This is a genomic window from Eubacterium sp. 14-2, assembly GCF_000403845.2.
In the GTDB taxonomy this organism is placed as follows: domain Bacteria; phylum Bacillota; class Clostridia; order Lachnospirales; family Lachnospiraceae; genus Petralouisia.
Genome location: NZ_KE159569.1, coordinates 171696 through 196994, shown reverse-complemented (window position 1 = coordinate 196994; position 25299 = coordinate 171696). Strand labels below are relative to the sequence as shown.

The following is a 25299-nucleotide window of genomic DNA, read 5'->3' as shown; positions in this document are numbered from 1 at the left end:
AGATGAAACATTTACCGTAATATATGAGGCATAAAACCCCCGTCATTTACCGGCGGGGGTTTTATTTTATTCTGAAGAAAATACGAAAGATTTTCCTGCAGAGTAAAAATAAAGCTGCTCAGACTTTTTTATAAAAAGGTTCAGTGACATTTTTCAGAGCCGCATCCGTGATTTCCGCAGTCATGTCCATCTTCGTGGGAATGATGGCTGCATACCGTGTCAGGATCATAAACAAGCTGTCCCTTTAAGAAAGACTCCACCTGAGCGTCGGCCTCTCCGGTGGCTCCGGGATAAAGCTCAATTCCGGCTTCCGCCAGGGCATTTCTCGCACCGCCGCCAATTCCTCCGCAAATCAGCACATCTACGCCGCCTCCGAATAAAAAGCCTGCCAGAGCGCCATGTCCCTGTCCGTTGGTGTCCACGATTTCAGAAGAAATAACCGCTCCGTTTTCCACTTCATACACTTTAAACTGGCTGGTATGTCCAAAGTGCTGGAACACCTGTCCATTTTCATAAGTAACCGCAATTTTCATAATATATTCTCCTTTTTTTCTGTTTTGACAGTTTTCCAGGCAGTTCTGGCCGGAACAGAGCTGGTAGCATCCGCCTGTAATGGTAAGGGGAAATCCTTCCACCAGAAAACGCGCCAGTTTCCGGCGTGCCTGTGTATACAGTACCTGTATGGTAGTGCGTCCGGTATTCATCTGCGCGGCAGCTTCCTGCTGGGTAAGGCCCTGGTAATCCAGCAGCCGGATAACCTCATATTCTTCGATACTGAGCTGCAATCCCCGGCAGTCTGCAGAATGTCCGGGATTTCCTGCATAAAAACAGGTGCATGACGGCAGGCGGCATACGCGCCTTGGTTTGCTGGGACGTGCCATAACGATTTCCTCCTGATGACTGTCTGATAAAAACAGTATAAAACAATTATTAACATATGTCAATAACGGTATTGGTTGTATTGTCCAGCCTGATTTGTTAAAATTAAAACATTAACCAATGCAGTCACAGAACAGGGAGATATTATATTTTGTTCAACGAAACTATGATTCCGTATTGAAACAGGAGGAAGATTATGCCAGAACCATTCAAAACAGAAGAAATAACAGAAAAACTCATTCTTGTGGGTGTCAGCCGGCAGGATGATGAGGATACGGAGGATTCCCTGACAGAGCTGGCGGAACTGGTGGAAACAGCAGGCGGGCTGGTAGTGGGTACTGCCATTCAGAATCGGGAATCCGTTCATCCTGGAACTTATGTGGGAAAAGGAAAACTTGAAGAGCTGCAGCAGATGATTTCAGAGCTGGAGGCTGACGGAATTGTCTGCGATGATGAGCTTTCGCCGGCCCAGCTTCGGAACATGGAAGATGTGTTAGAGTGCAGAGTGATGGACCGGACTCTGGTGATCCTGGATATTTTTGCAGCAAGGGCTTCCACCAGCGAAGGAAAAATACAGGTGGAGCTTGCCCAGTTAAAGTACCGGATGAGCCGCCTGACGGGCCTGGGGATCAGTCTGTCCAGGCTGGGCGGCGGCATCGGCACAAGAGGGCCGGGAGAGAAAAAGCTGGAAATGGACCGCAGGCTGATTAAGAACAGGATTGCGCAGCTGAACCGGGAGCTGGTACAGGTGCAGAAGCACCGGGAGATTACCAGAGGACAGCGGGAGCATAATCAGACCAGGGTGGCCGCCATTGTGGGATATACCAATGCGGGAAAATCCACTTTGCTGAATCGTCTGACCCATGCCTCCGTACTGGAAGAAGACATGCTGTTTGCAACGCTGGACCCCACCACCAGAAATCTGAAGCTGGACAGCGGACAGGAAATTCTTCTCACCGACACGGTAGGATTTATCCGTAAGCTGCCCCATCATCTGATAGAAGCATTCCGGAGTACACTGGAAGAAGCCAGATATGCGGACATTATTCTGCATGTGGTGGATGCCTCCAGTCCTCAGCGGGAAAAACAGATGGAGATTGTATACGAGACTCTGCAGAATCTGGGTGTGTCAGGAAAGAAAACCATAACCCTTTTTAATAAGCAGGACAAGGTGGAAGAACAGGAAGGACAGAAGGATTTCCAGGCGGATAAATCCCTGAAAATTTCAGCCAGAAGCGGACAGGGCCTGGAGGAACTGAAAGAGGCGCTGGAGGAAATTCTGCGGGAGGACAAGCAGCTTCTGGAAGGAATTTTTCCCTATGACCAGGGCGGCCAGCTGACGGTTATCCGCAAATACGGAGAACTGCTGGAGGAGGAATATGGGGAGCAGGGCATTTATGTGAAGGCATTTGTGCCCGCAGAGCTGTATCGGAATCTGGAGAAAAACATGAAGACTCAGGAAGCGGAGATTCAGGCCGGAGAGCAGCCATGATGAAAATCATCATCTCTCCTGCGAAGAAAATGAAACGGGATACGGATACGCTTCCGTACCATGGACTTCCGGTATTTCTTAACAGGGCAGAACAGCTGAAAACCTATATCCGGAGTCTCACATATCAGGAAGCGAAAAATCTGTGGAAATGCAATGACAGGATTGCAGAGCTGAATTTTGAGCGGTTTGCCGGGATGGAGCTGGAACAGAATCTGACGCCTGCCCTGCTGGCCTATGAGGGCATTCAGTATCAGTATATGGCTCCGGCTGTGTTTGAGGACCAGTCCTGGGAATATGTGAGAAATCATCTTTGTATCCTGTCAGGCTTTTACGGAGTGTTAAAGTCTTTTGACGGGGTTGTGCCTTACCGGCTGGAGATGCAGGCCAGGATTCAGATGGGACAGTACCGGAATCTGTATGATTACTGGGGCCGGGACATCTTTCAGGAAGTATACCGGGAAGCAGACCTGGTGCTGAATCTGGCTTCCAGGGAATACAGCCGCTGTCTGTCAGAGCACCTGACTTTGCCGGATACCTTTCTGACCTGCCGGTTTGGGGAACTGAAGGATGGAAAAGTAGTGGAAAAAGGAACGCAGGTCAAGATGGCCCGCGGGGAAATGGTACGTTTTCTGGCCGGGAACTGTGTGGAAAATAAAGAAGAAATCAAAGAATTTCATGGACTGGGCTATCAGTACGCAGAAGAATTTTCCGATAAAAATACATATGTATTTCTGAAGCAGAAAAGGGATGACTGACATGATTAGAGTAGAAAACCTGAGGAAAAATTTTGGAGAATTCCGTGCACTGGATGGTGTGGACATGCATGTGCCAAAGGGGAGTATTTATGGGCTGGCAGGGCCGAACGGCGCCGGAAAGACCACATTGCTGCGGCACATTATGGGCATTTATCGGCAGGATGAGGGGAAAGTTCTGGTGGAGGGAAAACTCGTGTATGAACAGCCGGATGTAAAAAACAGAATGATTTTCATATCGGACGACCTGTTTTATTTTCAGCAGGCAGATACCATGGAAATGAAACGGTTTTACAAAGGGATTTATCCTGGTTTTGATGAAAAACTGTTTGAAAAGCTGAAGGAGGTATTTCAGAATATTGACACAAAGCGGAGAATACGCAAACTTTCAAAAGGTATGCAAAAGCAGGTATCTTTCTGGCTTGGGCTGTGCTGCAGTCCCGGAATTCTGATTCTGGATGAGCCCGTGGACGGGCTGGATCCGGTGATGAGGCGTCAGATCTGGAATCTGCTTCTGTCAGAAAGAAAGAAACGTGGAATGACGGTACTGGTGTCCTCCCACAATTTGCGGGAGCTGGAAGAAGTGTGTGATTATGTGGGAATCATGCATCAGGGCAGAATTCGTATGGAGCGTTCTCTGCAGGAGCTGCAGGGGACAGTATCCAAAATACAGACGGCTTTTGAACAGGGAGTTCCGGTATTGCCGGAAACGTTTCAGGTACTTCACATGTCAAATCTGGGACGGGTGTATACCATGATTGTAAAGGGGGACTCCGGGAAAGCCAGGGAAGAGCTGGAAAAGCTGCATCCTCTGTTTGTGGATGTACTGCCTCTGACTCTGGAGGAAATTTTCATTTATGAGATGGGAGGGGCCGATTATGGGATTCAGGAAATTCTGCTTTAACAGTACCATATTCCGTAAAAATGTCAGAAGTTTCTGGCCGGTCTGGTTCTCCTGGTTTCTGGTGTGTCTGTGGACGCTTCCAATTTATACCTGGCTGCAGATGCATAATTATACAGAGATAAGTACGCTGGAACAGGCTCGCCAGCAGGCGGATAAACTGCGGTTTGCAGTGGAGAGCCTTTCACCGGCCATTTCTCCCTGGCCGGTATTCTTCTTTGGTGCGGTCAGCGCAATTGCGGTATTTTCCTATCTGTATCAGTCCAGGAGCGCGAATATGATTCATGCACTGCCTGTACGGAGGGAAGCTCTTTTTCTGACAAATTATATTTCAGGTCTGCTGTTTTTGCTGGTGCCCCAGTTCCTGGCATTTGTGATAACGGTATTTGTGTGGTTTGGAAACGGGATTACCCACCTGGAATATCTGCTTCGCTGGCTGGGACTGGCAGCAGGAGAAGCCTTTCTGGCTTACAGCCTGGCGGTGTTTGCAGCCATGCTTACGGGGCAGGCTGCTGTGGGAGTAATCTGTTATGCGGGACTGAATTATCTTTATAAAGGGATGGTTAATATCGTCAGCGCCACCAGAGGAATGCTGGTATACGGAATGAACCGCAGGTCAGAAGAATCCTGGGGAGACTGGCTTTCGCCCATTCCTTTTCTGCAGGAAAATGTGCAGTTGGCCATGGAAGAGAAAAACCAGAAATTTCCCATACCGGAGATTCAGGGAATGGATTGTCTGCTCTGGTACGGACTCCTGGCATGTCTGCTGACCGCAGCGGCTCTGGCAGTATATCGGAGCCGGGCTCTGGAGACAGCGTCGGACGTAGTTGCCATTTCCTGGCTGAAACCGGTATTTCGCTGGTGCGGCGGAGTTATTGCGGGAGGATTCTGCACTTATATGGTATGGGAAACGTTGTTTCCTGACCGGTTTGGGAATCTGTTCGGGTTTGTACTGCTGTTTGGCGGTTTGACAGGGATGGGTGGATTTTTTCTGTGCGAGATGATAATCCGTAAAAAGTTTATGGTATTTACCGGAAGACGCATGAAGGAAAGCGGTCTGTTTCTGGCAGTTCTGGTTTTGTTTCTGGTCTGTGTGGAAAAGGATATAACAGGTCTGGAACAGAAGATGCCAGAGGAAGATGAAATTGCAGGTATTTATCTGGAGGGAAGTTACCAGATGTATCTGGAAGAGCCGGAAGAAATCCGCCGCTGCATGGAGGTGCATCAGAGTGTCATCCAGTCCAAAAAAGAATTTGAGCAGTATTTTCAGAAAAATTTCCGGAAAAAGGAGAAACCTCCTGTTTTGAAGTGGAGCCTGACATATAAACTGAAAAACGGCAGAAGCATGAAACGTTCCTATGATCTGCCTTTAGAGGATTGCCATGTGGAAGATGCAGAGGGTGCCACAGGAAAACTGTTTGCCCTGGAATACAATCCGGAAAAATATCTGGAATATTATTTTTCTGCTGAACCGGAGCAGATAACGCTGACGGGGGAGGGCAGTTTCCTCCATATAAACGGAAAAGGAGAATACCGGGGACGGGAGCTGTCAAAGGAGGAAGAACAGAAACTGTATCAGGCTCTGAAAGAGGATATCCTGTCAGGGAATTTTCGGATTTATCCCTGGGAATATCGGAAGCGTGATACGGAAAATTATACGGATGCTCTTTCTTTTAATTACAGGGTGCCCGAAGGAACCAGGATATTTCAGGGAATGGAGGAGAAGTTTTATGATGGGAAATACCCGGAGTATGTGACGGTGTCTCTGACCAGGGGATGTGAGAAAACCATAAACCTGCTGCGGGAGCTGGAGATACTTGAAGAGAATGAGCGGATTATGACAGAACGGGAGTTTCAGAGCATCATGGAAGATACGGGGCTGTTGGAATAAACTTCAACTCCCTGAATCCTTCGTTCATGAGAGACCTGGACAGTTTGCTGCGCCGGGTGCGGTCGCTTTAGCGACAGAATATGATATGCAAGAATACCCTCGATTCGCAGGGTCTTTCCTGTAAGACAAAAAAGAATGCGCCAGGCGCATTCTTTTTTACCATCTCAGCAGAGCCGCTCCCCAGGTGAGCCCGGCTCCGAATCCTGACAGCAGAAGTATATCTCCAGGTGACAGTTTTCTGTCTTTTCGAATTTCGTCTAACAGGATGGGAATGCTGGCAGCAGAAGTATTCCCGCAGTGGTCTACATTTGTGGGGAATTTTTCCGGGGGAAGTTTTAGTTTACGGGCAATGGAGGAGATAATCCTGTAATTTGCCTGATGAAGAAGAAAATACGTTACTTCTTCCGGCTCCATACCGGCCTTTTCAAGAAGAATCTGAATACATTCCGTCTCTTTTTTTACCGCAAATTTAAAAACTTCCTGTCCGTTCATATACAGATAGTCCGGGGATTTGTCCGTGGAAATCCAGGGATTGTTGTTGGTCCGGTTTCTGCATACCAGAACATCGCTTCCGTTCCCGTCGGAGCCCTGAAGAGAAGCTATCATTCCTTCTTCCGCAGCTTTTATCACTGCAGCTCCGGCCCCGTCTCCAAACAGAACGCAGGTGGAACGATCAGACCAGTCCAGAATTTTGGACAGCGTTTCCACACCGATAATCAGGGCAGTCTGATAAATGCCTGCCTGAATATAAGCATCCACTGTGTTCAGGGCGAACAGAAAACCGGAGCAGGCGGCGTTTATATCAAAGGCAGCAGCGTGACAGGCTCCCAGCTCTTTCTGCACCAGACAGGCAGCGGCCGGAGTAATATAATCGGAAGAAACGGTAGCCACTATGATTAAGTCCAGTTGTTGGGGAAGGATATCTGCATCTGACAGAGCTTCTCTGGCAGCCTGGACAGCCATAGACAGGGTAGTTTCCGTCTCAGAAGATACCAGATGGCGTTCCCGGATGCCGGTCCGGCTCCGAATCCACTGATCGCTGGTGTCCATGATGGCGGAAAGAGTCTCGTTTGTTACAATTTTCTCCGGAAGACAGCTTCCGGTTCCGATAATTTTAGCTCTCATAGTTTTTTCCTTATCCATATAGTTTGATAATCAAAATAATATACAATTACTATAAACGTCTGAGGGAAATTTGTCAATGGGAATTTTACGGATTCAGCGGGGCGGGGACACAGTTCAGGCAACTGTTTCAGAGCGTTTTCCGGGCTGCTTATGGGATGGGAACTGCTGCGGGCAGCCATAGGCCCTGCAGTTTCTGCAGGCACATTTTGCCTGTGGCTGCATACTATAGAGGAAAATACCTGTTCGTGAAATGAACGGGTACAGAAAGGAGAAACCATGGCAGTTACAATTATTTTGGATGCCGGGCATGGGGGCTATGATAACGGGGCTTCCTACAATGGAAGAAGAGAAAAAGACGATACCCTGCGGGTAGCTCTTGCAGTGGGAGAAAAACTGGAAAACGCCGGATATAATGTATTGTATACAAGAACCACAGACCGTTATGATTCGCCTTTTGAAAAAGCGCAGATTGCCAACCGTTCCGGAGCGGATTATTTTATTTCCTTCCACCGCAATTCCGGGGCCACGCCAAATACTTACAACGGAACGCAGGCGCTGGTATATGAGACAGGTACAGAGGCGGAGCGGCTGGGAAGATCCATCAATGACCAGCTTGTTAAGTTTGGATTTAAGGATCTGGGAGTGGTGGAGCGGCCAGGACTGGTGGTGCTGAGAAGAACGCAGATGCCGGCTGTGCTGATGGAACTTGGATTTATCAACCATGACGGAGATAACCAGATGTTTGACCAGCGTTTTAATGAAATGGTGGACGCCATAGTGACCGGAGTGGAACAGGCAGTTCCTCTGACCAGGCCTTCCGGAAAATACGGGGTACAGGTGGGACTGTACCGCTATGAATCCAATGCGGAATATATGAGAGAACAGCTGGAAAGCCAGGGGTATCTGGCCTCCATACGCCGGGAAGGACCGTATTATGCGGTGATTGCAGGAAGGGAAGACAGTCTTGAGGATGCTATGAACCTTCAGAACCGGCTTCGGCAGGATGGGTACGACACGCTGGTAGTCAATATGGAGTAGCTGAAATCGGTTATTCTTAACTTTTTATAAAATCAGGGAAACTGTATTTACAATTCCGGTGGATTTTTGTATGATAAACATATCTTTTGTTCAACGTACCGGAGTCCCTGTACGAAATTTCCAGATATTATGATAAAACATGATTCGTTTCCGCGTTTATTTCAGATACCTGACGCAGCAACTCTCCCCTTTTGTAAAAACAAGGAGAGAAAAAATGAAAATAGCGTTTTGGAGTGAAGAGGAACGGACAGCAACTACCTACCATACGGCACTGGTAGCCTGCGCCTCCGCATTAAGGTATCCTCTGTGTGTCGCGGTGGTTTCCGGCGGTTACAGCGGGGAAGAACTGGAGAAAAATTTTCTGTGCAGGGAAAACAGCAGCAGACAGTGGTTTCCGGAACAGATGCAGGGCTTTGCAGGAAGACGAAAGAGAGGAGAGCTGTCTGAAGACAGCAGTTTTCTTACAGGAAGTCAGACAGAAGACAGCCTGCTGGCAGCCGATCAGCAGGAATATTTTCTGACAGGCGGACTGGACAGTCTGCTGGGCAGGCCGAAAGAGGAGCTGACTGCACCGGTAATCCGGGACAATATGTGCCAGATTATCAAAGACAGTCTGTACTGTCTGCCCGGAAGCCGGAAAAAGGAACAGGAATGGTGGCAGGAAGATCCTCTTTTTGCAGGGCTGAAACAAGTACTCCATGAGGTGGAACACTGTTTTGATGTAATGTTTGTGGACTGTGGAAGCAGGAAGGATGATGTTGCCAGAAATCTTCTGTCAGAGGCTGACGTCTGTGTGCTGAACATGAATCAGGAGTCGGAATTAATCGGAGAGTATTACAGGAATCCGCCGAAATTTCAGGGGAAAACTTTTTTTCTGGTGGGAAATTATTTTGAGAACGGTTTGTATACAAGAAAAAATCTGGAGCGGATTTATCGGGTGGACCCAGATGTGGTGGGAGCTGTGCCCTATCATCCCGGATTGCAGGCTGCCGGAAAAAACGGCAGAGCGGGAACGGAGATTCAGAAATATCTGGGGAAAAATATCAGAGGAAAAAGCGTGTTTTTTGAGCAGGAGCTGATAAGAACCACCAGGCTGATTTTAAAACTGGCGGGAGTGATTCAGTAACAGTTTGGCTGTCCTCACTGTTACTGATTTCCTGCCCCGGAAGGAATCAGCAGGTTTCCGGTTCCGGATAGGTTTCTCCAAAGGTTTCAACTGTAACTTTTTTCAGCACCTGGGGTTCCATGGGCCGGTCGGAATAATCTGTTGCGGTTTCCGCAATCCCGTTGACAACTTCCATCCCTTCTGTGATCTGTCCGAATGCGGCATAGGCTCCGTCCAGATGGGGAGAGTTCTGGTGCATGATGAAGAACTGGGAACCTGCCGAATCAGGAGCCATGGTACGTGCCATGGAAAGGACTCCGGCATTGTGTTTTAAATCATTGTCAAAGCCGTTCTGGGAAAATTCTCCCCGGATACTGTAGCCGGGGCCGCCGGTTCCGGTGCCTTCCGGACATCCGCCCTGAATCATAAATCCTCTGATTACACGGTGGAAGCAGAGACCGTCATAATAGCCCTTCTGAATAAGGCTGATAAAGTTATTTACAGTGTTGGGGGCAGTCTGCGGAAAAAGTTCCGCTTTCATAATGCCGCCGTCTTCCATTTCAAAAGTTACAATTGGATTTTGAGCCATAGTCGTTACCTCTTTTCGAAATATAGTATATCTGTCAGTCTTACATCTGATATTATACCTGGAATTGCTGTTTTCGTAAAGAGTAAATCCTGTCGACAAGAAGTGCGAATATTTTCAGAAAGCCAATGGTATTCTTTTAGAAAAATTTATACTTCATCGATGTGCCGTCGATATACGAAAGGGGACTAATACTCATGGCAGATAAAATATTTGAAAACAATCAGGTTACAATCACAGGTGAAATCGTTTCAGATTTCCAGTATAGCCACGAGGTGTTTGGGGAAGGCTTTTATATGGTAGAAGTATCGGTAAACAGGCTGAGTAATTTTGCAGACATTATCCCGATGATGATTTCCGAACGCCTGATTGACACACAGAGCAGTTACATAGGGCAGTACATCCGGGTGGATGGACAGTTCCGCTCCTACAACAGACACGAGGAGAAAAAGAATCGTCTGGTACTGTCCGTATTTGTAAGAGAACTGGAATTTGTAGATGAGATTCCTGAGGGGGAGAAAAGCAATCAGATTTTTCTGGATGGATATATCTGTAAAGATCCCATTTACCGGAAAACACCTCTCGGAAGAGAGATTGCAGATTTACTCATAGCAGTGAACCGCTCTTATGGGAAATCCGATTATATCCCATGTATCTGCTGGGGAAGAAATGCCAGATACGCCTCCGGATTTGAAGTGGGTGGTCATGTGCAGGTATACGGAAGGATTCAGAGCAGGGAATATGTGAAGAAACTTTCAGAGACGGAAGTGGAACACAGAGTTGCCTATGAAGTATCTGTAAGTAAAGTGGAATATATAGAATAATTGAAAAAAGATAAAAATATAAAATAAAAAACAGTTTATACATAACGAAAAGACGTTATTAACAGACATAGATTTGACAAAAATTTGCATTTTCCAGTGGTTTGTGTTATTTTAAGAAAAGATTTGGAGCAACTGCTTTGCACCGTTACGATTTGCATTGTAAGAAAGGAAAATGACATGTGTAAGAAAAAAGTTACTGTTTATTGCGGTAATGGGAAAGGTAAAACGGCAGCGGCCCTTGGATATGCCATACAGTCTGCAGGCCAGGGGAGAAATTCCATCATCATTCAGTTTATGAAAGGAAAAAAAGAAAAAGAGACAGAACAGCTGCTGAGCCGGCTGGAACCGGAAGTAAAGTTTTTCTCATTTGCAAGATTTGAGAAAGATTTTTCGGAACTTTCCAGTGAGGAGCAGCAGGAAGAGAGCATGAATATACGCAACGGGTTTAATTTTGCCAGAAAAGTTCTGGTTACAGGAGAGTGTAATCTGCTGATACTGGACAGTTTTCTGGAACTTCTGGACAACGGAATGATTTCCGCAGAAGAGCTGGATAATCTGATGAACGCAAGTTCGGAGGATACGGAGATTCTGTTTACCGGAAAACATATGAACGACGCGCTGCGTAAATATGCGGAAAAAATTTATGAAATCCATGCAGATTGATGACATCGCTGTTGACTTTATGACTGGAAAATGCTATATTAGCGTTAGCAGAACATATGAATAGATAGAGGTTGCGTGATTCATGAGTAGCTTATCGGATGTGACAGGCACAGAGGATGATAACTGAAAGGGAAGAACGCCGAAAGAAGTTCTTTTCCTGAAGAGAGATTCTTGGGCATATAGTGAATAATTATATGACTGTCATCAGTGGATGGAGTGCTATCATGGATTATAAGCAGAGAACAGGGTTTTTTGCAAATGTCAGAATCTTTAAGCCGACTTGTCCAGTCGGCTTTCTTTATCTTACAGGAAATACCTTTTCCGCTAACGTGTGAAAGTATTTTCCTAATAAGATAAAAAACAATTATCGTACTCAGTGGGGGAATCCCGCAGACGAAGTTTTTCATCAATTTAAGGAGGAAAGTATATGGCACTTTTTAAAGGCGCAGGCGTAGCGCTTGTTACACCAATGAAGGAAAATCTGGAAGTGGATTACGATAAACTGGCGGAAATTCTGGAAGACCAGATTCAGAATGAAACAGACAGTATTATTATTACAGGAACCACCGGAGAGGCATCCACCCTGACCGTGGAGGAACATCTGGAAGTAATACGGGCTGCAGTTGCCATTGTGGATAAACGGATTCCGGTGATTGCGGGAACCGGTTCGAACTGTACCCGGACAGCCGTGGAACTTTCCTATCAGGCTCAGCTTGTGGGTGCGGACGGACTGCTGGTGGTAACCCCCTATTATAACAAAGCCACCCAGAAAGGGTTGATTGAACATTATATCCGGGTGGCAAAATATGTGGATATTCCCATTATCATGTACAATATTCCGGGCAGAACAGGCTGCAGGATTGAAGCGGAAACAGCAGCTTTCCTGAACCGGGAAGTGGAGCATATTGTGGGAATGAAAGACGCCGTAGGAGATATTTCCTATACACTGAAACTGATGGAGCAGACACAGGGAGATTTTGACGTCTATTCCGGTGAGGATGGGCAGGTAATTCCTCTGCTTGCCTGCGGTGGAATCGGGGTAATTTCCGTTCTCTCCAATATTGCCCCCAAATTCACCCATGATATGGTAATGAATTATCTGAACGGAAACCACAAGGAGGCACTGGAAATGCAGATAAAAGCTCTTCCCCTGGTGGATGCCCTGTTCTGTGAGGTGAATCCAATTCCGGTAAAAGCAGCAATGAATCTGATGGGATGGAATACAGGTTCTCTGCGGGCACCTTTAAGCGAGATGGAGCCTGAGAATGTGAAAAAATTATCAAAGGCTATGAAAGAATTTGGCATTCCGCTGGCCTGACATTTTTAAGAGCTGTCCGTTTGCAGGGCAGCTCAGTTTTATGCCGCAAAGGGGCCAGGCTCAGGCGGATATGAAAAATGCCGCGAGGCGGTAGGGGAGCTGAAGTGGGCTTGCCCACTTTGTTCTATACACAGGAGGAAAACAGAAATGGTAAAAATGATTATGCATGGCTGTAACGGCAGGATGGGACAGGTAATTTCTTCCATCTGCCAGGAGGACAGCGATATTCAGATTGTGGCAGGTATTGACCCGTATGATGGAATTGAAAATTCCTATCCGGTGTTTCAGAGGATTGAAGACTGCAAAGTGGAGGCCGATGTGGTGGTGGACTTTGCGGCAGCTTCTGCAGTGGACAGCCTGCTTAAGTATTGTGTGCAGCATCAGCTTCCGGTGGTTTTATGTACCACAGGGTTAAGCGAGGAACAGAACAGGAAAGTGGAAGAGGCAGGCAGGAAAACTGCCGTACTGAAGTCTGCCAACATGTCTCTGGGGGTAAATGTCCTGATGGAGCTGCTGCAAAAGGCAGCCAGGATACTGGCGCCGGCAGGTTTTGATATGGAAATTGTGGAAAAGCACCATAATCAGAAAGTGGACGCGCCCAGCGGAACAGCGCTGGCACTGGCAGATTCCATCAACGAAGCACTGGAAAATGCGTATCAGTATAAATATGACCGTACACAGGAAAGAAAGAAGCGGGAAAAAAATGAAATCGGCATTCAGGCAGTCCGGGGCGGCAGTATTGTGGGGGAACATGAAGTGATTTTTGCCGGACTGGACGAGGTCATAGAAATCCGCCACACTGCTTATTCCAAAGGAATTTTCGGAAAAGGCGCAGTGGAAGCGGCAAAGTTTCTGGCAGGAAAACCGGCAGGAAATTATGACATGAAAGATGTGATTGAAGCAGGATAATTTACCCCGTGTCAGGCACAGGCGGCGGTAAGACGGTTCTGTGGAAACTGTGCCTGACAGCAGGGACAGAGAACAGATAAAGTGAGAAAACAGGGAGAACAGTAAATGGAAACAGGAGAAATCAGGTATTTAAAAGGGCTGGCAAAACAATATCCTACGATTCCGGCAGCAGCCACGGAAATCGTGAATCTGCAGGCGATTCTCAGCCTGCCCAAAGGGACAGAGCATTTTATTACGGACATTCACGGGGAATACGACCAGTTCCAGCATGTAATGAAAAATGGTTCCGGAGCAATCAAACGGAAAATTGAAGAAGAATTCGGCAACAGCCTTTCTGTGGCAGAGAAAAAAAGCATTGCCATTCTGATTTATTATCCGGAATTAAAATTAAAGCAGGTGTTAAAACAGGAGGAAAATCTGGAGGACTGGTATAAGGTGACTTTGTACCGCCTGATCCGCATCTGCAAGGGCGCTTCCTCCAAATACACCCGTTCCAAAGTACGCAAGGCTCTGCCAAAGGATTTTGCCTATGTAATCGAGGAACTGCTCACCGGGCGGCCGGATGTGACAGACCAGGAAGCATATTACAACGAAATCATCAATTCCGTTATCCGCACCGGAAGAGCCTCGGAGCTGGTAGTTGCGTTCTGCAATTTAATCCGGCGGCTGATTGTGGATCACCTGCATGTGGTGGGAGATATTTATGACAGAGGCCCCTATCCCAATCTGATTATGGACACCCTGATGGAACATCATTCCGTGGACATTCAGTGGGGGAATCATGATGTGCTGTGGATGGGGGCGGCTGCAGGAAATCCTGCCTGCATTGCAAACGTCATCCGCATTTCAGCAAAATACGGGAACCTGAATACGTTAGAGGACGGGTATGGGATCAATCTGATTCCGCTGGTAAGGTTTGCGCTGGACAAGTATGCAAAAGACCCCTGTGACGTCTTCCACCTGGATTATCGGGAAGACGAATACGATGTGAAAGATGTGCAGTTAGATGAAAAAATGCACAAGGCCATAGCCATAATTCAGTTCAAACTGGAAGGCCAGCTTATGAAAAAACATCCGGAATTTCAGATGGACCACCGGCTGCTGCTGGACAAAATGGATCTGGAGAAGGGAACCGTAGAGGTGGAGGGAAAAACCTATCCGCTGAAAGATACCTGCTTCCCCACCATAGATATGAAAAATCCCTATGAGCTGTCTCCGGAGGAAGCAGATGTGGTGGACCGTCTGGTGACTGCTTTTATCAACTGTGAAAAACTTCAGAAGCACATCCGGTTTCTGTTTACCAAGGGAAGCCTGTATAAAGTATACAATGGAAACCTTCTGTATCATGGCTGCGTTCCTTTCAATGAGGACGGAACCTTTAAGAAAGTGCGCATTTACGATGGAGAATACAGCGGTAAGGCTTTATATGACGTGCTGGAACACTATGCCAGGAAAGGATATTATTCCATAGACAAAACAGAGAAGCAGAAAGGGCTGGACATTCTGTGGTTCATCTGGCAGAACGCCAATTCCCCGGTATTTGGAAAATCCAAAATGACCACCTTTGAACGGTATTTTATTGCAGACAAAAAGACCCATAAAGAGCCTAAAAATCCCTATTATCGTCTGCTGGAGCAGGAGGAAATTGTCAGCAAAATTCTGCATGAATTCGGACTGGAAGACGAGGACTCCCATATTATCAACGGCCATGTGCCGGTGGAGACAAAGCGGGGAGAATCTCCGGTGAAATGCAATGGAAAACTGCTGATTATTGACGGAGGTTTTTCCAAGGCCTATCAGCCCAAAACGGGAATTGCAGGCTATACCCTGATTTACAATTCCTACGGTCTGCTGCTTGCCGCCCACGAGCCTTTTGAATCAGTGGAAAAAGCAGTGCAGAACGGAAGCGACATTCATTCCCATATGATGCTGGTACAGCATGTGAATCTGCGAAGAACCGTAGCCGACACCGATGTGGGCAAGGAAATCAAAGAAAATATCATAGAACTGGAAAAACTGCTGTGTGCATATCGGGAAGGGACCATTGTGGAACGACAGTAAGTTTACAAAACAGTAACAGTTCATCCCGCGCTCCCCAAAAAACAGGCCATGGACCGCCTGACAGGCAGGCTGACCGCTGCCGAAGCAGCTCTTGTCTGAGACCTGGGTGCGTTCCGCTCATAGCCTGCATTTTGAGCTCATTCATACCAGTATGATTCGCCCACAATGCAGTCTATGGCTGAACTGTTGCACAAAATAATTGAAATTTCTCAGGAAGTATATTAGAATAAAAGCTGACAGCGGGCAGCGAAACGTGGATTCGCTGCCTCCATCACACATAGAAGATGAAACAGGCGGAGGTTTAAGTATGTACCCAATTGTAAAGAAGAGAAAGCTGGCAGATAAGATTTTTCTTATGGATGTTAAGGCGCCCCGTGTGGCCAGATCCTGTCTGCCGGGACAGTTTGTAATTGTGAAAATGGATGAAGAAGGCGAGCGAATCCCTCTTACTATCTGTGATTATGACCAGGAAGCAGGAACCGTTACCATTGTTTTCCAGATTGTGGGAGCATCCACACAGCGGATGGAAACGCTGGAAGAAGGAGACGTATTTCAGGATTTTGTGGGGCCGCTGGGATGTGCCTCCGAACTGACGGAAACTCCTGTAGAAGAACTGAAACAGAAAAAAATTGTATTTATTGCCGGAGGCGTGGGAACTGCCCCGGTGTATCCTCAGGTAAAATGGCTTCATGAACAGGGCGTAAGCTGTGATGTCATCATGGGCTCCAAGACGAAAGACCTGCTGATTCTGGAAGAGGAAATGAGAGCAGTGGCGGGAAATCTCCATGTGACCACCGATGACGGAAGCTATGGATTCCACGGAATGGGCACCAATCAGTTAGAAGAGCTGGTTCAGAATGGAAATACATACGATTTGTGTATCGCAATCGGCCCTATGATTATGATGAAATTTGTCTGCCTCCTGACGAAAAAGCTGGAGATACCCACCATTGTTTCCCTGAATCCCACTATGGTGGACGGAACGGGCATGTGCGGCGCCTGCCGCGTAACGGTGGGAGACCAGGTGAAATTTGCCTGTGTGGACGGTCCGGAATTTGACGGCCATCTGGTGGATTTTGACCAGGCCATGAAACGCCAGCAGATGTATAAGACAGAAGAAGGAAGAAGCATGCTGAAGCTCACGGAGGGAGATACCCACCACGGCGGATGCGGACATTGCGGAGGTGACAGATAATGGATGTATGGAAGAAAGTTCCGGTAAGAGAGCAGGAACCACAGGTACGTGCCACAAATTTTGAGGAAGTGTGCCTTGGATATAATAAAGAAGAAGCCATGGAAGAGGCAGAGAGATGTCTGAACTGTAAAAATGCCCAGTGTGTCAAAGGCTGTCCGGTAGCCATTGATATTCCTGGATTTGTGGGCCAGATTAAAGAAGGCAGATTCGAGGAGGCTTATCAGACCATCAGTAAATCCAGCGCCCTTCCGGCAGTGTGCGGACGTGTCTGTCCGCAGGAAAGCCAGTGTGAAGGAAAATGTGTCCGAGGCGTAAAGGGAGAGCCGGTTTCCATCGGAAAGCTGGAGCGGTTTACCGCAGACTGGGCAAGGGAGAATAACATCAAACCTCAGCCTGCAACAGAGAAAAAAGACCATAAAGTGGCAGTGATCGGCTCCGGTCCGGCGGGACTGACCTGTGCCGGGGATCTGGCAAAAATGGGCTATGACGTAACCATATTTGAGGCCCTCCATGAGCCGGGCGGCGTGCTGATTTACGGAATTCCGGAATTCCGTCTGCCCAAAAATGATGTGGTGGCAAAGGAAATTGAAAATGTAAAATCCCTGGGTGTAAAAATTGAGACAAATGTGGTAATTGGAAAAGCAGGAACCATAGATGAACTCATGGAAGAAGAAGGATTTGAGGCGGTATTTATCGGTTCCGGCGCAGGACTTCCCAGATTTATGGGAATTCCCGGTGAGCAGGCCAATGGTGTTTTTTCCGCCAATGAATTCCTCACCAGAAATAACCTTATGAAAGCCTTTAAGGAAGAATATGATACTCCCATTATGAAAGGAAAGAAGGTTGCAGTAGTGGGCGGCGGCAACGTGGCCATGGATGCAGCCAGAACAGCCCTCAGGCTGGGAGCGGAAGTGCATGTGGTATACCGCAGAAGCGAAGCAGAACTTCCGGCCCGTGTGGAAGAAGTACATCATGCGAAAGAAGAAGGAATTATTTTTGATCTGCTGACCAATCCTGTGGAGATTCTGGTAGACGATAATGGCTGGGTAAGAGGCATGACCTGTATCCGTATGGAGTTGGGAGAGCCTGACGAATCCGGAAGAAGAAGCCCTGTGGAGATTCCCGGTTCCGAATTTGATTTGGATCTGGATACGGTAATTATGTCTCTGGGAACTTCTCCCAATCCTCTTATTTCATCCACCACCAAAGGACTGGATGTGAACCGCAGGAAGTGTATTGTGGCAGAAGAGGAAAACGGAGCCACCAGCAAGCCCGGCGTATTTGCCGGCGGTGATGCGGTAACGGGAGCTGCTACGGTAATTCTTGCCATGGGCGCAGGAAAAGCTGCCGCAAAAGGTATTGACGAATACCTTTCCGGTAAGTAAAATAGAATAGCCGGAATGGGGATTGCCAGGAACTGGCAGTCCCCGTTTCCCGCAGGGGAGAATCCATACAAAAATCAGGAGGAAAGTAATAAGTATGAAGGATGTAACAATCACAGATAATATTGTATATATTGGCGCAGACGACAGAGATCTGGATTTGTTTGAGAGCCAGTATGTGATTCCAAATGGAGTATCTTATAATTCCTATGTAATTCTGGATGATAAAACGACCGTTATGGATACCGTAGACGCAAGAAGAACGGACGAATGGCTGGAAAATCTGGAAAAAGCTCTGGCAGGAAGAACCGTGGACTATCTGGTGGTTTCCCACATGGAGCCGGATCATGCGGCCAGTGTGCAGGTGCTTGCAGAGAAATATCCGGAAATGAAGGTAGTGGGCAATGCCAAAACCTTTCCGATGATTCAGCAGTTCTTTGAACTGGATTTGTCTGAGCGCTCGGTGGTGGTGAAGGAAGGAGATACCCTGAATCTGGGTACCCATGAGCTGACCTTTGTAATGGCTCCTATGATACACTGGCCGGAAGTAATGGTTTCCTATGAAAAATCAGAGAAGATTCTGTTCTCAGCAGACGGGTTTGGTAAATTCGGTGCGCTGGATGCGGAAGAAGACTGGGCCTGCGAAGCCAGAAGATACTATTTTAATATTGTAGGAAAATACGGTGCTCAGGTACAGACTCTGCTGAAAAAGGCGGCAGCACTGGACATTGCCATGATCTGTCCCCTTCACGGACCGATTCTGAAAGAAAACCTTTCTTATTATATTGAAAAATACAATATATGGAGCAGTTATCAGCCGGAAGACGAAGGAATTCTGGTGGCTTATGCTTCCATTCATGGAAATACGAAAAAAGCGGCCATCAGAATGAAAGAAATCCTGGAGTCCAGGGGTGCAAAAAAGGTGGCCATCACCGATTTGTCCAGAGACGACATGGCAGAGGCCATCGAGGATGCATTCCGCTACGATAAAATGGTTCTTGCAGCAGCCAGCTATGACGGTGGGGTGTTCCCCTGTATGGAGGACTTCCTGCACCATTTAAAGAGCAAGAATTTCCAGAAGCGCACGGTTGCCCTGATAGAGAACGGAACCTGGGCTCCGGTGGCAGCCAAAACCATGAAAGCTGTTCTGGAGCAGATGAAAGAAATTACTCTCTGTGATAAAGTAGTTTCCATTAAATCTGTTATGAAAGAGGCTGATATTGCAGAAATGGAAGCCCTTGCAGAGGAACTGATGGGAAAATAGTATTTTGCTGCAGGTGCGGGAACAGGAGAAATTATGAATTTATTTGATATTGTGGGACCTGTGATGGTAGGCCCGTCCAGTTCTCACACAGCGGGAGCAGTCAGAATCGGCCATATTGGCAGGCGGCTGCTGAACGAACCGGTGGCAAAAGCGGAAATCTGTCTGCACGGTTCTTTTCTTGCGACGGGGAAAGGCCATGGAACGGACCGTGCACTGATAGCAGGATTATTGAAAATGCGTACGGATGATGAAAGAATACCGGACAGTTTTGCCTGGGCGGACAGGATGGGACTTGTATATTCCTTTGGAGGAATTGAACTGAGGGATGCCCATCCCAATTCTGTTCTGATGAAGCTGACCGGAACAAAAGGAAGATATCTGGAAGTCGTGGCAGCATCCCTGGGCGGCGGAAGGATTAAAGTCTGTGAGATTGACGGAGTGGAAGCTAATTTCTGCGGAGACTATCCCACGCTGATTGTACGGAATCAGGATCAGCCGGGGCATGTGGCGGAGGTTACTTCCATGCTGGCCCATAAATCCGTCAATATTGCAACCATGCAGCTTTACCGGGACAAGCGGGGCGGAAATGCGGTGCTGGTGCTGGAATGTGATAAGGAAGTTCCCAGGGAATCCATAAAGTGGCTGGAAAAATTAGAGGGAATCCATAAAGTCACCTATCTGAGTCTGGAAGAAGAGGAAGAAGAATCATGAGTTTTCAGTCCCTGAAAGAAATTGTAACTGCTGCCGCAGAACAGAAAAAGCCTTTTTTCCGTATTGTGCTGGAAGATGACATGTCAGAACGCATGGTATCAGAGGAGGAATCCTTTACTGCCATGCGGCACATGTATGACACCATGGGAAGGGCAGACGAATCCTATGACGGAACCATGAAATCTGCCAGCGGCCTGGTGGGAAATGACGGACAGAAGCTGGAAGAAGCCTTAAAGGCCGGAAAAACCATTTCCGGCAGTTTTATGAGCGAGGTCATGATACGGGCGCTGAAAATGGGAGAGTCCAATGCCTGCATGAAACGGATTGTGGCAGCTCCCACAGCAGGCTCCTGCGGTGTGATGCCGGCAGTTTTTCTCACTTATCAGAAATATTTTGATGTATCTGACGAAAAGATGACAGAAGCCATGTTTACCGCGGCAGGTATTGGCACCGTTATCGCAGAACGGGCATTTATTGCAGGGGCCACAGGAGGCTGTCAGGCAGAAATCGGAAGTGCCAGTGCCATGGCCGCCGGAGGCCTTGCATATCTGATGGGCGGCGGAGAACAGGAAATTGTCCATGCCAGCGCCATGGCGCTGAAGGGGCTTCTTGGGCTGGTCTGCGACCCGGTGGCAGGTCTGGTGGAAGTGCCCTGTGTGAAACGGAATGTGATTGGGGCTGTGAACGCTGTTGCCAGCGCAGATCTGGCCATGGCCGGGATTACCAGCCGGATACCGCCGGACGAAGTAATCGACGCCATGCGAACCATAGGGATGGCCCTGCCCTGTTCCCTGAAAGAGACAGGAGAAGGAGGCCTTGCCGCAACGCCCACAGGGCTGAAAGTTATGGAGGAACTGGCGAGGCCGGAGGAAGAAAGAGGAACGCCGGGATACCGAAAGTCTGACAGGAACAGAGACCTGAGGGGAAAATGACAGAAAAGCAGAACGTAACAACAATCAGAAACAACAGCAGTCAGGTTTGCAGCCTGACTGCTGTTATTATGGAAAAAAACATTTGAAGGATATGCAGAACCGGAAATACATCTGAAAAAACTTTTTTGAAAACTTTTGAAAATATTGAAGTCATCTGCCCTGTACCTTCGTTATAGATAAATGACAGACAGTGAGAAATCGAAAGGAGGCGGATAGAATCGATAAAGAAGCATATTTTGGTTACCTGCTGGATACATACGAAAGGCTGGTATATTCCATTTGCTTTAAGATGACAGGAAACCAGTTTGACGCGGAAGATCTGACACAGGAAACTTTTTTATCTGTTTATAAAAATCTTGCCACCTTTCAGAAAGATTATGAAAAGGCATGGATTTGTAAAATTGCCACAAACAAAGGGCTTGATTTTCTGAAAAGTGCAAAACGGCGCAGTGAACCGAAAGAAGATACTTATTTTGAAGAGCTAAAGGATCACGGGGAAAGTCCGGAGGAGGCTTATTTAAGACGGGAATCCAAAGAGTATGTCTACACTGTCTGTCAGAGTCTGAAAAGCCCCTATAAGGAAGTTGCCACAGAACATTTTTACCGGGAGAAAACAGCCAGGGAAATTGCCCAGGAGTCAGAGAAAGGAATCAGGACAGTCCAGACTCAGATTTACCGGGCCAAAGCCATGATTCGTAAAATAGTGGAAGGGAGGGCAGCCGGATGAAAAATAACCATACGGAAGAAAGAACTTATACCGAACAGACGGAACAAAGGGAGCCTGGGCTCAGAACGATTCACATTACCAGAGACCTGTTCTGCGACTGGCAGGAGGGAAAACTGAAAGAGCCGGAAGAGACAGATTTTTTCACCCATGTCGGAGCCTGTACCTTCTGTGCGGAACAGTTTGGAAGCTGGATGGAAGAAGGATTTTTGGAATATGAGGAACCGGGCAGACAGATGATTTCTGACGGAGAATCAGAAGAATGCCAATTGTTCAGAAAGACTGTTTCAGAAGAACCGCCCCGGTATCTGAAAGAAGAAATACTGAGCAGAACCCGACAGCTTAATGTACAGGCTTCTGTGAAGCTGAAGGAAACTTCCAGGCAGGTACAGCTTATGATTTACAGCCTGAAAGTGGGGCTTGCAGTGGCAGCTTCCATTTTTCTGCTGACAGTTACAGCCAATGTACAGAATATGGATCGGGACTTTTCGGAAAATTACCGGACAGAACAGGCACAGGAAAGCCAGGAGAGAGAAGAAAGTGTTGTGGGCAGGCTGAAACGGCACAGTAAAGAGATTACAGGACTGTTAAATGATATCAGCAGCGGATTATTCCGCATAGAAATGGATGATTCTGTAAATGAAAGAAATCAGGAGGTAACAAGATGACAAAGAAAAGAAACGGATTTTTAGCCTTTTGCTTTTCCCTGATACCGGGAGCAGGAGAAATGTACATGGGGTTTATGAAACAGGGGGTCAGTATTATGGCAGTGTTCTGGATGCTGATTTTCCTGGCAGCATTTTTAAATATCGGGCCGGTACTTTTCATACTGCCTATTCTGTGGTGCTACAGCTTTTTCAATGTTCACAATATCCGGGGAATGTCAGATGAGGAATTTTATGCACTGGAAGATGATTATCTGTTTCATCTGGACAGAGTGGTACCGATGGCAAAATGGGACAGAAAGCGAAATAATATTCTGGCAGCAGCTTTGATTATTATCGGGGCAGCCATGTTGTGGGAATATATGATGGATTACCTGCGCTGGCTGATTCCGGGTGAACTTTACTGGAATATTATGGACAGCGTTCCCAGAGTATGCGTAAGCATATTGATGATACTGGGCGGAATCTATCTGATTCGCGGCAAGAAAAGGGAACTTGAGGAAAAAGAAGAAAAGCAGGAGGAGCTGATGAAATGAGGACCAGAAGAGTTGGAAGCATTACCTGTGGAATCCTGATGATATTTTTTGGAATTTTATTTATGGTGCATATGTTTTATCCGCCCCTGTCTCTGGAAATTATCATGAAATTGTGGCCCCTGATTCTCATTGCTCTGGGCGGAGAGCTTATTGCCTCCAATATGAAGCGGGAAGAGGAACAGGAGGAAATTCTTAAATATGATAAAGGTGCTATTTTCCTTGTATTCCTTCTGGCCTGTTTTGCGGCAGGCATGGGAATTCTGGAATACTGTATGAATTTTTATGCACAGTATGGAGTGGTTTACTACTGATAAAGAGATACAGAAAAAGAGCTGATAATGCCGGGGCATGTCAGCTCTTTTCTTCTACAGGAAATTCCTCTGGATTTCCTGTAGAAGAAAAAAACAATGATGCGCGCTCGTGCGAATAGAAGATGTCGCTAAAGCGACCGCACTCGGCGCAGCAAACCGTCCAGGTCCCTTATGGGTGAGGGATTCAGGGAGCCCCTGCGGACCTGTCCGCTTTGTTCTCTTATAGGAAATTCCTCTGGATTTCCTGTAGAAGAAAAAACAATGATGCGCAGCTCGCGGGGTCGATGTTTATTGCTGTGCAATCCGCTCGCGCGCGGAGAATGTGCATTCTTTTTTATCTTACAGGAAACAACCTGTCACATTAAATCATAAAAGTGCGTTCTGACCCTCATTTTTCCAAATCTGCTTTTCTCTGTTGTTAAAATCCTACAAAAATCAACATGCAAAACTGTATATAATCTACAAAGTAACAACGAAAGTTAAAAATGATGTTGCATTTTTTTGCGAATGGAGGTATACTGACCACATCAGATGAAAACGTTACCGGGAAAGTTACCGGAAAGGTTACCGGTAAAGATTCCAGGAAAGTTTTCAAAAAACAAAACAACAGGAGGATGTAAGATGAAGAAGAAATTAGTATCATTGATGCTGGTAGCAGCGATGGCAGCAACTATGGTAACCGGCTGCGGAAGCAACAACGGAAACAAGGACGCTTCTGATAACAATGGAAGCACCACAGAAGAGAGCAAGGATGACAGCCAGGAAGAAAGCAAGGATGACAGCCAGGCAGCCAGCGGGGACGGCGCTGTGTATTATCTGAACTTCAAACCGGAGCAGGCAGATCAGTGGAAAGCTCTGGCAGAGACTTACACCGAGCAGACAGGTGTTCCTGTAACGGTAGAGACAGCAGCTTCCGGAACTTATGAGTCCACTCTGAAATCTGAGATGGCAAAAGAAGAAGCTCCCACCCTGTTCCAGGTAAACGGACCGGTAGGACTTGCTTCCTGGGCAGATTACTGCTATGACTTAAAGGACAGCGCACTTTACAAGAACTTAAAGAGCGATGATTTTGCACTGATTGCTGATTCCGGCGAAGTGCAGGGTATTGCATACGTTATTGAAACATATGGTCTGATTTATAACAAGAAACTGTTGGCTGACTACTGTGCAATGGACGGAGCTAAAATCAAAGACGCTTCTGAAATCAACAGTTTTGCAAAATTAAAAGAAGTAGCAGATGATATTCAGGCAAAGAAAGACGACCTGGGAATCAACGGTGCATTTACTTCTGCAGGTATGGATTCCTCTTCTGACTGGAGATTCAAGACCCATTTGGCAAATATTCCGATTTATTATGAATATCAGGCGGATAACATTGAGACTACTGACGCAATTAAGGGAACCTATCTTGACAATTATAAAAATATGTGGGATCTGTACATTACAGACTCTACCGTAGAATCTACCATGCTGTCCAGCATGACCGGTGAAGACGCAGCGGCAGAATTTGCAATGGGTGAAGCAGTATTCTATCAGAATGGTACATGGGCTTACAATGACATCAAAGATAACGAAGTAGCAGATGAAGACCTCGGTATGCTGCCGATTTACATCGGAGCAGAAGGAGAAGAAAATCAGGGACTCTGCACCGGTTCTGAAAACTACTGGTGTGTAAACAAAAATGCTTCTCAGGAAGATATCGACGCAACACTGGCATTTGTAGAATGGGTTATCACATCTGACGAAGGACGTACTTCTTTCCGGGATGAAATGGGATTTGTAACTCCGTTCTCCACCTTTACCGATGAATATCAGCCGGCAAATCCGCTGGTAGCAGCTTCTCAGGAAGACATTGACGCAGGACACGCTACGGTTGCATGGTGCTTCACCACAATGCCTTCTGAAAACTGGAAAAACGGTGTTGGAAGCGCATTGCTTGAGTATGCACAGGGCACGGGCGAATGGGATGCAGTAAAAACAGCATTTGTTGACGGATGGGCAGCAGAAGTTCAGGCAGTAAGCGAATAAGATTTCA

General features: G+C 47.0%; 24 protein-coding genes and 1 riboswitch. Of the genes, 21 read left to right on the top strand and 3 right to left on the bottom strand.

Translation table 11 applies throughout. The features are described from left to right. Positions 1-140: 140 nt before the first annotated feature. Positions 141-881 (bottom strand): NifB/NifX family molybdenum-iron cluster-binding protein, encoded by a 741-nt coding sequence (locus tag C805_RS24800; protein WP_016216818.1) that lies wholly within the window; start codon positions 879-881, stop codon positions 141-143. A gap of 194 nt (positions 882-1075) precedes the next feature. Between C805_RS24800 and hflX the strand changes: the two genes are divergently transcribed. From hflX to C805_RS24780, 4 genes are read left to right on the top strand one after another with little or no spacing between them, the layout of a single operon-like run. After that, positions 1076-2371 carry a GTPase HflX gene (gene hflX / locus C805_RS24795; RefSeq protein WP_016216817.1) on the top strand — a complete coding sequence of 432 codons (1296 nt, stop codon included), beginning with the start codon at positions 1076-1078 and terminating at the stop codon, positions 2369-2371. After that, positions 2371-3126 carry a peroxide stress protein YaaA gene (gene yaaA / locus C805_RS24790; protein ID WP_031201949.1) on the top strand — a complete coding sequence of 252 codons (756 nt, stop codon included), beginning with the start codon at positions 2371-2373 and terminating at the stop codon, positions 3124-3126. The genes hflX and yaaA overlap by 1 nt, the downstream gene beginning before the upstream one ends. 1 nt (position 3127) lies before the next feature. Continuing rightward, a complete protein-coding gene (locus C805_RS24785) occupies positions 3128-4027 on the top strand; it encodes an ABC transporter ATP-binding protein (protein ID WP_016216815.1) in 900 nt (299 codons plus the stop codon). Beyond that, positions 4002-5915, top strand: coding sequence for an ABC transporter permease (locus C805_RS24780; RefSeq protein WP_016216814.1), 1914 nt, complete (start codon positions 4002-4004; stop codon positions 5913-5915). Before C805_RS24785 ends, C805_RS24780 begins: the two co-directional genes overlap by 26 nt. Positions 5916-6071: 156 nt before the next feature. Here the strand turns inward: C805_RS24780 and C805_RS24775 are convergent, their stop codons facing one another. After that, entirely contained in the window at positions 6072-7040 is a 969-nt protein-coding gene (locus tag C805_RS24775) for a beta-ketoacyl-ACP synthase III (protein WP_016216813.1), read from the bottom strand. 276 nt (positions 7041-7316) lie between these two features. Between C805_RS24775 and C805_RS24770 the strand changes: the two genes are divergently transcribed. Beyond that, complete coding sequence (locus tag C805_RS24770; protein WP_016216812.1) at positions 7317-8078, top strand: N-acetylmuramoyl-L-alanine amidase; 762 nt, start codon at positions 7317-7319, stop codon at positions 8076-8078. 214 nt (positions 8079-8292) lie between these two features. Next, positions 8293-9204 (top strand): hypothetical protein, encoded by a 912-nt coding sequence (locus tag C805_RS24765; RefSeq protein ID WP_016216811.1) that lies wholly within the window; start codon positions 8293-8295, stop codon positions 9202-9204. A gap of 46 nt (positions 9205-9250) precedes the next feature. Here C805_RS24765 and C805_RS24760 read toward each other — a convergent pair whose 3' ends face one another. Further along, a complete protein-coding gene (locus tag C805_RS24760) occupies positions 9251-9772 on the bottom strand; it encodes a peptidylprolyl isomerase (RefSeq protein ID WP_016216810.1) in 522 nt (173 codons plus the stop codon). Positions 9773-9966: 194 nt separating this feature from the next. Between C805_RS24760 and C805_RS24755 the strand changes: the two genes are divergently transcribed. From C805_RS24755 to C805_RS24685, 15 genes are all read left to right on the top strand, one after another. Next, entirely contained in the window at positions 9967-10593 is a 627-nt protein-coding gene (locus C805_RS24755; RefSeq protein ID WP_016216809.1) for a single-stranded DNA-binding protein, read from the top strand. Positions 10594-10770: 177 nt separating this feature from the next. Beyond that, positions 10771-11256 (top strand): cob(I)yrinic acid a,c-diamide adenosyltransferase, encoded by a 486-nt coding sequence (locus C805_RS24750; protein WP_016216808.1) that lies wholly within the window; start codon positions 10771-10773, stop codon positions 11254-11256. Positions 11257-11313: 57 nt separating this feature from the next. After that, positions 11314-11486: riboswitch (Lysine riboswitch) on the top strand. Between the two features lie 197 nt (positions 11487-11683). Next, positions 11684-12574, top strand: coding sequence for a 4-hydroxy-tetrahydrodipicolinate synthase (gene dapA, locus C805_RS24745; protein WP_016216807.1), 891 nt, complete (start codon positions 11684-11686; stop codon positions 12572-12574). Positions 12575-12721: 147 nt separating this feature from the next. Further along, complete coding sequence (dapB, locus tag C805_RS24740) at positions 12722-13483, top strand: 4-hydroxy-tetrahydrodipicolinate reductase (protein WP_016216806.1); 762 nt, start codon at positions 12722-12724, stop codon at positions 13481-13483. A gap of 105 nt (positions 13484-13588) precedes the next feature. After that, entirely contained in the window at positions 13589-15544 is a 1956-nt protein-coding gene (locus C805_RS24735; protein ID WP_016216805.1) for a fructose-bisphosphatase class III, read from the top strand. A gap of 307 nt (positions 15545-15851) precedes the next feature. Then, a complete protein-coding gene (locus C805_RS24730) occupies positions 15852-16739 on the top strand; it encodes a sulfide/dihydroorotate dehydrogenase-like FAD/NAD-binding protein (RefSeq protein WP_016216804.1) in 888 nt (295 codons plus the stop codon). Beyond that, positions 16739-18124 carry an NADPH-dependent glutamate synthase gene (gltA, locus tag C805_RS24725; protein ID WP_016216803.1) on the top strand — a complete coding sequence of 462 codons (1386 nt, stop codon included), beginning with the start codon at positions 16739-16741 and terminating at the stop codon, positions 18122-18124. The genes C805_RS24730 and gltA overlap by 1 nt, the downstream gene beginning before the upstream one ends. Before the next feature lie 94 nt (positions 18125-18218). Then, positions 18219-19385 carry an FprA family A-type flavoprotein gene (locus C805_RS24720; protein WP_016216802.1) on the top strand — a complete coding sequence of 389 codons (1167 nt, stop codon included), beginning with the start codon at positions 18219-18221 and terminating at the stop codon, positions 19383-19385. 33 nt (positions 19386-19418) lie between these two features. Further along, a complete protein-coding gene (gene sdaAB / locus C805_RS24715) occupies positions 19419-20096 on the top strand; it encodes an L-serine ammonia-lyase, iron-sulfur-dependent subunit beta (RefSeq protein ID WP_016216801.1) in 678 nt (225 codons plus the stop codon). Continuing rightward, positions 20093-21028 carry an L-serine ammonia-lyase, iron-sulfur-dependent, subunit alpha gene (gene sdaAA / locus C805_RS24710; RefSeq protein ID WP_016216800.1) on the top strand — a complete coding sequence of 312 codons (936 nt, stop codon included), beginning with the start codon at positions 20093-20095 and terminating at the stop codon, positions 21026-21028. The genes sdaAB and sdaAA overlap by 4 nt, the downstream gene beginning before the upstream one ends. Before the next feature lie 190 nt (positions 21029-21218). Beyond that, on the top strand, positions 21219-21755 hold the full coding sequence (locus tag C805_RS24705; RefSeq protein ID WP_016216798.1) for an RNA polymerase sigma factor: 537 nt from the start codon (positions 21219-21221) through the stop codon (positions 21753-21755). Next, positions 21752-22420: a hypothetical protein gene (locus C805_RS24700; RefSeq protein WP_016216797.1), complete on the top strand. Its 669-nt coding sequence runs from the start codon at positions 21752-21754 to the stop codon at positions 22418-22420. Before C805_RS24705 ends, C805_RS24700 begins: the two co-directional genes overlap by 4 nt. Then, positions 22417-22953: a hypothetical protein gene (locus C805_RS24695; protein ID WP_016216796.1), complete on the top strand. Its 537-nt coding sequence runs from the start codon at positions 22417-22419 to the stop codon at positions 22951-22953. The genes C805_RS24700 and C805_RS24695 overlap by 4 nt, the downstream gene beginning before the upstream one ends. Beyond that, positions 22950-23264: a LiaI-LiaF-like domain-containing protein gene (locus tag C805_RS24690; protein WP_016216795.1), complete on the top strand. Its 315-nt coding sequence runs from the start codon at positions 22950-22952 to the stop codon at positions 23262-23264. Before C805_RS24695 ends, C805_RS24690 begins: the two co-directional genes overlap by 4 nt. Positions 23265-23885: 621 nt before the next feature. Continuing rightward, positions 23886-25292 carry an ABC transporter substrate-binding protein gene (locus C805_RS24685; protein ID WP_016216794.1) on the top strand — a complete coding sequence of 469 codons (1407 nt, stop codon included), beginning with the start codon at positions 23886-23888 and terminating at the stop codon, positions 25290-25292. Positions 25293-25299: the final 7 nt, after the last annotated feature.